Origin of the sequence: Paenibacillus cremeus, assembly GCF_007786445.1 — a bacterium.
GTDB lineage: Bacteria > Bacillota > Bacilli > Paenibacillales > NBRC-103111 > Paenibacillus_G > Paenibacillus_G cremeus.
This window is the reverse complement of record NZ_VNJI01000090.1, coordinates 1-11,531: the sequence shown is the minus strand read 5'-3', so window position 1 is coordinate 11,531 and position 11,531 is coordinate 1. Positions and strand designations below refer to the sequence as shown.

At 48.5% G+C, this 11,531-nt stretch carries 12 protein-coding genes; 11 read left to right on the top strand and 1 reads right to left on the bottom strand.

Annotated features, from left to right (window positions below):
* Positions 1 to 364 precede the first annotated feature (364 nt).
* The 11 genes from FPZ49_RS34230 (at position 365) to rpiB (ending at position 10,337) form a co-directional block, all read left to right on the top strand.
* Positions 365 to 1,390 (top strand): LacI family DNA-binding transcriptional regulator, encoded by a 1,026-nt coding sequence (locus FPZ49_RS34230; RefSeq protein WP_144855110.1) that lies wholly within the window; start codon positions 365 to 367, stop codon positions 1,388 to 1,390.
* On the top strand, positions 1,390 to 2,085 hold the full coding sequence (locus FPZ49_RS34225) for an RraA family protein (RefSeq protein WP_144855108.1): 696 nt from the start codon (positions 1,390 to 1,392) through the stop codon (positions 2,083 to 2,085). Before FPZ49_RS34230 ends, FPZ49_RS34225 begins: the two co-directional genes overlap by 1 nt.
* A complete protein-coding gene (locus FPZ49_RS34220; RefSeq protein WP_391563907.1) occupies positions 2,054 to 3,121 on the top strand; it encodes an Ldh family oxidoreductase in 1,068 nt (355 codons plus the stop codon). Before FPZ49_RS34225 ends, FPZ49_RS34220 begins: the two co-directional genes overlap by 32 nt.
* 43 nt (positions 3,122 to 3,164) lie before the next feature.
* Entirely contained in the window at positions 3,165 to 4,607 is a 1,443-nt protein-coding gene (locus FPZ49_RS34215; RefSeq protein ID WP_144855104.1) for a hypothetical protein, read from the top strand.
* Between the two features lie 79 nt (positions 4,608 to 4,686).
* Complete coding sequence (locus FPZ49_RS34210; RefSeq protein WP_144855102.1) at positions 4,687 to 5,589, top strand: carbohydrate ABC transporter permease; 903 nt, start codon at positions 4,687 to 4,689, stop codon at positions 5,587 to 5,589.
* Positions 5,590 to 5,603: 14 nt separating this feature from the next.
* The gene (locus FPZ49_RS34205) at positions 5,604 to 6,458 is read left to right on the top strand and encodes a carbohydrate ABC transporter permease (protein WP_186446276.1); all 855 of its coding nucleotides are present in this window, start codon (positions 5,604 to 5,606) and stop codon (positions 6,456 to 6,458) included.
* A 23-nt stretch (positions 6,459 to 6,481) separates the two neighbouring features.
* Positions 6,482 to 7,195 carry an RraA family protein gene (locus tag FPZ49_RS34200; RefSeq protein WP_222430011.1) on the top strand — a complete coding sequence of 238 codons (714 nt, stop codon included), beginning with the start codon at positions 6,482 to 6,484 and terminating at the stop codon, positions 7,193 to 7,195.
* 31 nt (positions 7,196 to 7,226) lie between these two features.
* Positions 7,227 to 7,940 carry an RraA family protein gene (locus tag FPZ49_RS34195; RefSeq protein WP_144855098.1) on the top strand — a complete coding sequence of 238 codons (714 nt, stop codon included), beginning with the start codon at positions 7,227 to 7,229 and terminating at the stop codon, positions 7,938 to 7,940.
* A 35-nt stretch (positions 7,941 to 7,975) separates the two neighbouring features.
* Complete coding sequence (locus tag FPZ49_RS34190; protein ID WP_186446275.1) at positions 7,976 to 8,689, top strand: RraA family protein; 714 nt, start codon at positions 7,976 to 7,978, stop codon at positions 8,687 to 8,689.
* Between the two features lie 32 nt (positions 8,690 to 8,721).
* The gene (locus FPZ49_RS34185; protein ID WP_144855094.1) at positions 8,722 to 9,435 is read left to right on the top strand and encodes an RraA family protein; all 714 of its coding nucleotides are present in this window, start codon (positions 8,722 to 8,724) and stop codon (positions 9,433 to 9,435) included.
* A 431-nt stretch (positions 9,436 to 9,866) separates the two neighbouring features.
* Complete coding sequence (gene rpiB / locus FPZ49_RS34180; protein ID WP_144855092.1) at positions 9,867 to 10,337, top strand: ribose 5-phosphate isomerase B; 471 nt, start codon at positions 9,867 to 9,869, stop codon at positions 10,335 to 10,337.
* An 873-nt stretch (positions 10,338 to 11,210) separates the two neighbouring features.
* On the opposite strand, the gene FPZ49_RS34175 is transcribed toward rpiB, so the two are convergent.
* Positions 11,211 to 11,531, bottom strand: a 321-nt coding sequence (locus FPZ49_RS34175) for a hypothetical protein (protein ID WP_222430010.1), incomplete at its 5' end; no start/stop codon positions are given.

Below are 11,531 nucleotides of genomic sequence, written 5' to 3'. Positions count from 1 at the left end.
GGTTTCGCTATTGCCGTTTACGCGGGCTGAGAAATGCGACAGAGCAAGCGCTCATGACCGCAGCGGTTCAGAATATGAAGAAGATCGCCCTCCACTTAGAAAGGAGGGCATTGGAGGGTTAATGCCCCCTCTAGTCCTGCAAAATATGTGTTATTGAGCAAAAAAGAGAAACCCAGCTTTTAAAAAGTGGGTTTCTCTACAATCTGGGGACAAGCTGAGCTTGTCCTTTTTTTTATTCCAGAGAATAATACGAATACGCTTACAATATGATGTACCAAGGTGTTGGGAACCGATTTCCTAAACTGGTTTACCAAATGGGTTTCCTAAATGGGTTTCCTGAACTTTGTCCTTGGAGTTGACGATCATGCACGTAACGATCAATGATGTTGCAAAACTTGCGGGAGTATCTAAGACAACAGTTTCCCGCATCTTGAACGGAAACTTCAAGCAATCGAAGGAAGAAACCAAGCAGAAGGTACTTGATGCCATTCGTGAGCTGGACTACCGTCCAAATGCATTGGCCCAAGGATTAAAGTCCATGAAAACCAATGTAATAGCCATTGTACTCTCCAATTTGAAAAACTCGTTTTGGACCAAAGTACTCGAAGGGGTTGAGGATACCTGCCGCGCCATGAATTATCAGCTCATGATTTGCAACACCAACGAAGACTCTGCTCTTGAGCGAGAGCATATCAAGGGGCTGCAAATGAGGCAGGTGGACGGCATTATCGTGAACCCGACGGTTCATAATAACCCCTTTTTTGAGACATTGACTAAAAGCGGATTTCCACTTATTCTGATCAACCGCAAGCTGAATCGTATTAAAGCCAATTACGTTGTAACGAACAATGTGCATGGTGGGAAGCTAGCGACGCAGCATTTTCTAAAGCTGGGCAAAACAAAGATTACAGCCTTCGTCTATTCCTCCAAAGGAGTCAGCAGCTGGTCCGGGCGTATCCAGGGATATCGGGAAGCCATGCTCGAAGGTGGAATTCCACCGGAGCTGCAGAACGTTGTAGAAGTCGACGAGGAAGAAGGTTCTTCAAAAAAGGCCGTGCTTAAATTGTGCTCAGGTGACACTCGACCGGAGGCTATCTTTTCAACGAATAACATGATGACACTGGAAATCATTGAGGGCATCCAGGAATTGGGATTACGGATGCCTGAAGATATTGCGATTATTGGATATGACGAGACGCCATGGTCGCGCCACTTATCTCCTCCACTCACAACGATCAATCAGCCTGCTTATGAGATGGGTCGGCTGGCTGCAGAAGGGCTGATTCGCTTAATCCGCGCGTCAAGGCAACCAAGACCCAAAACCGTTACGCTTGTACCTGACATTATCATCCGCCGCTCCTGCGGCACAAAATCAATGGAGGTGCAGTAATGACAAACTGGGGATTTCGAGTATTTCCGTTAAACCAAAGACCGCCAAAGCATGTTGTGAACCAATTTGAGAGCATCGTAACTCCTCATATCAGTGACAATATGAATCGCATGGATGCATTTTCCGCTCTGCTTCGACCATATCATCGCGAAGGAAAATTAGTCGGAACCGCTTTAACTGTGCGATCAAGGCCGGGCGATAACCTGATGGCGCATAAGGCTATTGAGATGGCAGAGCCCGGCGATGTGATCGTGGTCGATGCCGGAGGGGATCTGACGAACGCCATCATCGGTGAAATTATGGTCCGAATAGCGATCAAGAAAGGCATTGCCGGATTTGTCATCGACGGAGCCATTCGCGACACGGAGGCGATCAAGGCAGGTGCATTCCCCGTATATGCTAGAGGGGTAACACACCGGGGACCTTATAAAGACGGACCTGGGGAAATTAACGTTCCCGTATCAATTGGAGGTATGGTCGTGAATCCAGGCGATATTATCGTCGGGGACGATGACGGGCTTATTGCCGTGCCTGCCGGAGACGCCGAACGGATTCTCGCACTGGCTAAACTTCAACAAGCCAAGGAGACGGCCATATTCCAAACGATTGAAGATGGAACCATTGATCGCAAGTGGATCGATGAGACGCTGAAATCAAAAGGATGTGAGTTCGTTGAACGTACCGACAATCTTTGATGCATCGAGGCTGGAATTATTTTGCCGTCATGTCTTCGAGCGTGCCGGTGTTCCGCATGAGGCTGCCGTAATGGTAGCGGAATCTCTCGTTCAAGCAGACTTGCGAGGCGTGGATTCCCATGGGGTGGTACGAACGCAAATTTATTTGGAACGGCTCGAAAAGGGTATGGTGAATCCGCTTGCTAATGTGGAGGTGGTTTCACGATTTGGAGCCACCGCACTCGTGGACGGAAACAATCAATATGGGGCTGTAGCCGGAAACCATGCGCTTAGGACCTCTCTGGACATTGCCCGTGATCTGGGCGCGGGAATCGTCGGTGTCAAAAACTCTAATCATTTTGGTACCTGCGCTTACTACGCATTAAAGGCAATTCAACAAGGCTTCGCTCTGATGGTGATGTCCAATGCCTCACAGACTATGCCGCCAACCGGTGGGGTGAGACCGTTCTTAGGAACGAATCCGCTGGCGGTGGGCGTGCCTACCGGAGATGTCCCGTTCATTTTAGATATGGCTACTAGTGTTGTATCCCGTGGCAAAATTATCGTAGCTGCACAGAAAGGGGAACGAATTCCTCTTGGATGGGCGGTTGACAAGGGAGGGAATCCGACGACCGATGCGGAAGCCGCTCTGGAAGGCTCGGTGCTGCCTCTAGGTGGTGCAAAGGGGTATGGAATCTCCATGTTTATCGATATTCTTAGCGGAGTCTTGACGGGAGCCGGGTTCGGCAAGTATGTGAACAACATGTACGAAAACTGGGTGGATGCTCAAAATGTAGGTCATATCTTCATCGCCATCGACATCAGCCGGTTTATTTCGCTGGAACAATTCAAATCCCGGATGGATCAGTATATCGCAGAAATCAAAGCGGAGCCGAGAGCTGAGGGCATTGACGAAATTTTGGTACCGGGGGAAATTGAGCAGCGTCTTACGGAGTCCAAAAGAAAAACAGGCATTACACTTCCGTTCAAAGTAGCTGCGGAGCTGCATGCAATTGGGAAGAAGTATGAGGTCGACCTGGATGCAGCTGCGTTATGAAAGCGGTTACGATTACTCAATTCGTTTGAGGGGGAGAATTTCGATGGCTTTAAGACAGGGGATGGTGCGGAGCATCCTGCTTATCGCTGCGATCAGCGCATTTACCGGTTGCAGCAACGGTGGGGGAGGGCCGGCAGGGCCGGTTAATGCACCGCCGAATCAGCAGACGGTCAAGCAGCTTGAAGGCGGGAACGGAATTGTGAAAGCCAAGCCCGAGCTCAAAGGCAAGGTGCGGATCGGTTATAAAGGCTTAAATGCGAAAACCGCCCCGGATCCGATTACCGGCAAATTGGTGTACGGTGCTGACGAGCTGGAAAAATGGCTCAAGAAGGACTACCCGAATATGGATTTCGAAATCATCGTTTACCCGGGCGATAAGGATCACTATACGAAGGCAAAGGCGCTGATGGAAGCGAAGCAGGTAGATGTGATGATCCAGTCGTCCACCGCGCAAATTTGGCAGGAAGGCTACAGTGTAGATTTAGGCCCTTACATTGCCAAAGATAAGGAATATAATCCAGACCTGCATAGCTCCAAGCTGCTTTCCACTTATTTCAGGGAATGGAATCCGAATTTCCCAACGGACGAATCCAAGAAAATCGCCAATACGCTGCCATACAGCTCTGCGGGAGAAATCATGTTCTACGATACGGAAATCTTTAAGGATTTCGGAGTAGAACCGATTTCTGCTAATCCGACACTGGATGAAATTTACGAAAAAGCAAAGAAGATGACCGGAAAAAATCCGCGAACCGGCAAGCAAACGTATGGACTGTATATCCCAACCGGCGGGAAAGATGCGACCTGGACGCTAGCGACCATCGTCAATGCATTAGGCGGGGATTCCGGGACCTATGGAGCTAACGAGTGGGATAATCGCGTGAAGGTCGATTCGCCGGAGTGGATTCAAGGGCTCGAATGGCTGAATAAAGTGAAGCCGTTTACTCCTCCGGGAGCAGAAACTGCAACACCACCGGTTCAGTGGGGGACAACGGAAAACGACGTGGCCATGACGTTTGCGCAAGGGGCTAACTTTGTTTTCAAATATGAAGCCTTTAACTTAAGCAATAAATATGAGCCTGCCTCACGACCAGGCAACAAAGACGGTGAGAATGTGCGGCTTGGCGGCGACCGTGTGCAAATGATGAAGGCAGCGGCCGATCCGGAGCTGGCTTGGGAGATCACGAAATGGTTCAGTCTTGGCAACGGACAACGGTTCGTATTTGCTACACAGCTGGGATGGCCTACTTCGTTGAAAGCGCTCGGTAACGATATACAGATGACAGATGAAGAAAAGAAGGCGCTTGATATTTCCAGTAAAATTATGAAAAAGACGCCGGTGGACGCTTTATCTTTACACACCATCATGATTGATGCCATCGAAAGCAGCACGCTTAAAGGTGTAGCCCCCAAGACCGCGCTCGAGAAAGCAGAGCAGCAAAAGCTGGCTAGCTACGCCAAGCTGAAGAGCGCTGCCGGCAAATAGCCCGTTTAGCAGTGTAACCCCAATCGGATGTCAGGTCAGATCGCTTAGCCTGCCTGGCATCCGGTTAAAGGAGCTGAGAATGAATGTGAAACTAGCCGCTCACGTCAAGCTGTTTAAAAAAGAAATCCCATGGTACTTGTTCTTGCTGCCTTCCTCTCTCGCCATGCTGCTGTTTACGTTCTACCCGTTATTCAAAACGCTCATGCTCAGCATGTATTACTCACGCAACGGTACCTTACAAAATTTCGTAGGCTGGCTGAATTATTCCAGTATTTTGAAGGACCACAAGTTTTGGAACGCGTTGTACAATACGGTGCACATGGGCTTTTTTACGATCCTTATCAATATCCCGGTGGCCTTTACGCTGGCCTGTCTTATTAACAGTTTGACCAAGGGAAAAAATGTGTTCAAAATGCTTTACTTTTTGCCCAATGTCACTTCGATCGTAGCCGTTACCCTAGTGTTTAAAGTGTTGTTTTACCCGACTGAGGCCGGAACGGTCAACTATATGTTGTCCTTTCTCGGGATCGAAAAGCTCGGCTGGCTGACCGATTACAATTACTCCAAGTGGGTTGTCATCGTTATGGGACTCTGGCATAACATCGGGTACAGCATCATTATTTTCATTGCCGGATTGCAAACGATCTCGCAAGAATTGTACGAAGCGGCAGAAGTCGACGGGGCATCCAGGTTCCAGAAATGGTACCGCATTACGATTCCTCTGACTAAACCCATTTTTACGTTCATGCTGATCATGGGCACGATCTCCGCGTTGGAACGCTTCAGCGATGTGTTCTCCTTGGGTGGCGCGGCAGGAAGCCCCTTAAGATCACTGCAAACTGTCGTCGCCTATTTTTACGAAAACGGAATGCTTGCCGGTCAGTACGGGGTAGGAGCAGCCGCATCGGTCGTCATCTTTGTTCTTATCCTCATCGTGACTACGCTTAATCTCTGGATCTCCAAAACCAAAGAGACCGAATGACACGGAGGTGCCCTATGCAGCCATCGGGTTCCTATAAAAGGCAGCAGCGTACTATGGAATGGATCTCATGGATTATTCTTGGATTGATCGCCCTCGTTTTCATTTATCCGTTTCTGTTTATGGTACTCAAAAGCTTTGACGAAACGGCCAATTTCGGGTTGAAGTTTCCTCCCACGCTATTGCCGGTCAGAACAGGGCTAAGGAATTACATCAGCTCGTTGCAAATGCTTGAAATCGGCCGATTTTATTTCAACACCATCTATGTCTCTGTATGGGCTTGCATCCTGCACCTGGGCCTCGGAGGCATGGCAGGGTATGCATTGTCGAAGGGGATTTTCCGCAATAAGCATTTCTGGCTGCTATTTATTTTATCCACCATGATGATTCCGAACGAAGCGATTGTATTGACTAGATTCTTGATTTTTAAAGATTTCGGTCTGGTCAACACCTACTTGGGGCTTATCCTGCCTTCGCTAGCCTACCCGTTCGGCATTTTCCTTTGCAAGCAATATTTTGATGGAATTCCCGGCTTTCTTAGAGAGGCCGCCAAAATAGATGGAGCGAATGAGTTTGAAATTTTTTACAAAATTTATTTACCTCTAGCAGGTCCGATCATGGCGACGTTAACCATTCTCACCGTGATGTCCCAGTGGAATTCACTGATGTGGCCTCTCTTGATGCTAACGAAGCCGGATATGTATACCATTTCGCTTGGAATTGCGGTTTACGCAGAGAACGAAATGAAGCAGGCCGTCATAGGGAACAGTTTGGCTATATCTACTATGGCTGTACTGCCTGTCGTCATTATTTATTTGTTCCTGCAAAAATATATTATCCAGAGCATAGCGTCCAGCGGTGCCAAAGGATAAATAACTTCAAGGAGGCTTTATACGTGGAAACAGAACAACGCAAGCGTATTCTGCAGCTGTACGAAGGCTTAAGAGTTACTGACGTGAATGATGGGATGGATGCGGTCGGGCTGCAAAATGTTGGTATCGTCAGCCGAGATATCCGACCGCTTTGGAGAAACTTTGACGATTTCAGCCACCGCATTTGCGGATTTGCGCTAACGGCACGGTTCGTCCCGGCCAACCAAGCGATACACGCATCATCCGTAGAGGAATATAAGCAGTTGAAAAAGCATTGGTATAAAGAAATTGCTCCTAGACCGTTTGCAGATTTCATTCAAGATGGCGATGTCGTGGTGATCGATGGAGCTACCAACACGGACGTCGGGTTCTGCGGCTCTGAGAACACTTTTTCCTGGATCAACGCAGGCGCTCGAGGCGTCGTAACCAATGGAGGCGCGCGGGATACCGATGAAATTATTAAACAGAAGCTGCCGATTTATTGCGGTTACATCGGTCGTGGCATTCGGCCAGGCCGCATCCAATACGATCGGCATAACATCCCCGTTAACATTGGAGGAGTGCTTGTACGTCCCGGGGATTTGATCGTCGCTGACGGAGACGGTGTCGTTTGTGTGCCGATCGAGAAGGTGGAAGAAGTGGCGGTCATCGCCCGTGAAATTCAGAACGATGATAAAGCGTCGCGCCGAAAGCATTATGAGAAAGCAGGGCTTGCGCTTGATTTTACCGTTCTGTAGCCAAAATTAATCAGGTGTGGAGGGAAAGCGGATGGAGCAACAGGAACGATTGGAAATTTTGAAGCTTTTTGATGGTTTGCGTGTAACGGATGTCAACGATGGAATGGACGCCGTCGGATTGCAAAATATAGGCTGCTTAAGCCGTGATATTCGTCCACTGTGGAAGGATATCGAGCAATTTTCCCACCGGATCTGCGGCTTTGCCTTAACCGCCCGGTTTCAGCCGGCCAACCAAGCGATTCATGCTGCATCCACAGAGGAATACAAGCAGATCAAACAAGACTGGTATAAAAATATCGCCACCAGTTTATTCGCACCGTTGATCCAAGACGGAGATGTGATCGTAATCGATGGAGCGACCGCCACGGATGTAGGGTTCTGTGGCTCGGAAAATACCTTTGGCTGGATCAACCGGGGAGCCAGAGGCGTAGTGACCAATGGCGGAGCCCGCGATACCGATGAAATCATTAAGCAAAAGCTTCCAGTCTACTGCTCTTATATCGGCCGAGGCATTCGTCCAGGCCGGATCACCTACGAAGCGCACAATATCCCGGTGAATGTCGGCGGCGTCCTTATTCGTCCAGGGGATCTCATTATCGCCGATGGTGATGGCGCCCTCTGCGTGCCGATCGAAAAAGCGGTGGAGGTCGCTGCGATTGCACGAGAAATTCAGGAAGGCGACAAGGCATCCCGCCGGAAGCATTACGAGAAGGCTGGCCTACCGCTCGATTTTACCGTCCTTTAAATACATGTTATTCAAAATTTATGGAGGTGCTTGTCATGGATGCTCAAAAACGGAAAGAATTATTAGGTTTATTTGAAGGTCTGCGTGTTACCGATGTCAACGACGGCTTGGATGCGGTTGGCTTGCAAAATGTCGGCTGCCTAAGCCGTGATATTCGTCCGCTGTGGAAGGACATCGACAATTTCAAGCATCGGATTTACGGATTTGCCTTAACGGTGCGGTTCTTGCCGACCAACTCCGCCATTCATGCAGCTTCCTTAGAGGAGTATAAGAAAACCAAGGGGAACTGGTATCGAAACACGGCGCCGGATGCCTTTAATCCTTTAATTCAAGACGGAGATATCCTCGTCATAGACGGAGCAACGAATACGGACGTCGGCTTCTCCGGCTCCGAGAACACCTTCAACTGGATTAACCGGGGAGCCAGAGGGGTAGTGACCAACGGCGGCGCCCGTGATACCGATGAAATCATTAAGCAGCAGCTCCCTGTATACTGTGCCTATACCGGACGTGGAATTCGCCCTGGCCGGCTTCATTACGATACCTGCAATGTCCCGGTCAATGTGGGCGGCGTGCTTGTCCGTCCGGGAGATATCGTGGTTGCTGACGGTGACGGCGTCGTTTGCGTTCCGATTGAGAAGGCGGAGCTCGTGGCAGCGATCGCCCGTGAGATTCAAGAAGGCGATAAGGCCTCTCGTCGCAAGCATTATGAGAAAGCCGGTATTCCTCTGGATTTCACCGTACTATAAGCACATTTCATAAATTAAAGGAGAGATGATCTATGGATGCTCAAAAACGAAAAGAGTTGCTGCAGTTATTCGAAGGACTGCGTGTAACCGATGTCAATGACGGGCTGGATGCTGTTGGGCTTCAAAACGTAGGCTGCGTGAATCGCGACATTAAGGCGCTGTGGAAGGATTTTGACCAATTCAAGCATCGGATCTACGGCTTTGCCTTAACGGTGCGGTTTTTGCCGGCCAATCAGGCGATTCATGCTTCTTCGGTGGAAGAGTACAAAGCAACCAAATCCCATTGGTACCGCAACGATGCTCCGGAAAAATTCAAGGAGCTTATTCAAGACGGTGATGTCATTGTGATCGATTGCCCGACAAGCACGGACGTCGGTTTCTGTGGCTCTCAAAATACGTTCGGATGGATCAATGCAGGCGCCAGAGGTGTAATAACCAACGGTGGAGCCCGTGATACCGACGAGGTTATTAAACAGCAGCTCCCTGTATACTGCGGCTACATAGGCAGGGGGATTCGTCCGGGCCGAATCATATATGATACGCACAACATACCGGTGAACGTCGGTGGAGTGCTGGTGAATCCCGGTGACATCATCGTGGCGGACGGTGACGGCGTCGTATGTGTTCCTATCGACAAGGCGGAGCAAGTCGCTGCGATTGCCAGGGAGATTCAAGAAGGTGACAAGGCTTCAAGACGTAAGCATTATGAAAAGGCCGGATTACCGTTTGACTTTACAGTACTTTAACCTTTAGTTAAGCAAGAGTGGATCAACCGATCCACTCTTGCTTTTTATGTCAAAACCAAATGAAAAGAACTTAATCCCATTCATACTACGCTATTCATTCGATCCTGACCAATAAAGTTAATAGTGGTCTGTTGTAAGATATTTGAATACGGACAATAACTTATTATTCTACATGCTGGTACCTCTGCTATAAATCTTCTCGCTGAACATCTAATGATTGGAGAAAATATGATTATCGCTTTTATGGAAGACAAACCGGCGATGTCCCTGATATGAACAAATGAACACATATTAAAAGTGTGAGTCAGGACGCAATTGCCATTTCTTCTTGATCATCCTGGCTTAGTCGTGTTGGAGAAAAACGGATAAGGCGGAAAACGAGTCAGATCGAGTTCTTCTAAGTTATCTTTAACCTATGGAGGGATTTTCAAATGAGAATTGCTTTAGGAACGGATCATTCGGGATTTGCCATGAAGTCGGAATTAATCGCATATATGGAATCGATCGGTCTGACCGTGATTGATCATGGGAGCTTTACTCCCGAGCGCGTCGACTTTCCGGACATCGCCCGACTCGTAGGCGAGTCTTTGCGCAGTGGCGAAGCGGATCGGGGTATCATGCTATGCGGTTCGGGCATCGGCGCGGCCATTGCAGCTAACAAAATTCCTGGCATCCGCGCATGCGTGTGTCACGATACCTATTCAGCCCATCAAGGCGTCGAGCACGATGATATGAACGTACTATGCATTGGTGGCAAAATTATCGGGTTGTGGTTGGCGCAGGAGGTCGTGTCCGCGTTCGTCCGGGCGGAATTCAGCAAGGGTGACTATTTCCGTCGACGGCTGAAGAAGCTCGATCAGTTGGAATGGGATTATGCCAAACAGCTAGTGGAACGCGAATGAACGTTGAGAAGTTAAACCCGTGTGGCAAACGGCGTGCTGGCTGCGATGTGGTGATCAACGCTCGGAAAGCTGAGATGCTTTGAAGCTCCAATGACTCGAGCCATGCAGCCCGAATGGGATCGGTCATCCGCTGTCGGTCCGGCGGTTGGGCTGCATGGAACCGAAATGGATTTTTAGAACTAAAGTCGGCCGCGATTCTGCAACAGAATTGAGGCCCTTTTTCTTTTTGGACGATGTTCTCAAATGATACAAGTAGATGTAAAATGATTGTTTTACTGTGATCGCTCAGGATGAGCCCAAATGATCGTAGACGGTTCTTTTTTCCCGGTGCTAATTTGAGGTTGTAGGGCAACGGTAAGCGGTAAGTAAGGTGAGAACGTTGAAGAAACACTCTCCACTGGTATTTTTGTTGTTGAGAGGCAAGTAATTGTGTATTTAGGATTACGCACTCATCGGTTGCGAATTTATTTTCCACTTTTCTATAAAAATAACATAAAGTAGCAAATAATTCTTGGTGTAACAGCTTTTTTATAATTTTTAATTAATGTGACAAAGGTGAAAAAAGCGAAACCAACCGTAATTAAGGTGCAGTAAGAGCAGGAAAGTATTCAATTTCGGGCTAATTAGTGCATAATGTGACTATATTAGTCCTTCCCATTTGCCTCCGCCACGGGTCAGGGGTTCCGTTGGCAAAGTAAAATCACTTCTAAAAAGTGCCGAAGTCTGCCTTTTTGCAGAAAACATCCTCAACCGGATGACTTCGACGTTTTTAGAAGTGATTTTTTTTTATTCCACCTAACGAATGTTACCAAAATTACGCTCAAAACACATAATCGCAATGATGGTCAAACCAAATTGTTTGGGAAATGTCCGTTAAATGGGGTCTTGACCACGTAATCCTTGGGGCTTTTTGAGCGGATTATTTTCGCGTGTGAGAAACAATGGAACCTTATAATTGCGGGGTGGAGCCGAAAAAACGTTGACGGTCCAGCCAATAAGATTGTTGACCGGTAGCACGGTAAAGTAATTCATGCAGAAAACGCGACGGAATCTTCCATCGCGTTTTTGTGCTTGTACGCCCAGCATGGGCGTCATCTCTAGGGTGTGAGTCCCGAACGGGGGCTGGCGAACGCCTACCGTTAGCCAAGAGCAAAGGTGTCCGCCGTGAGGCGGAATCTGAAGGAAGCAGGAGGC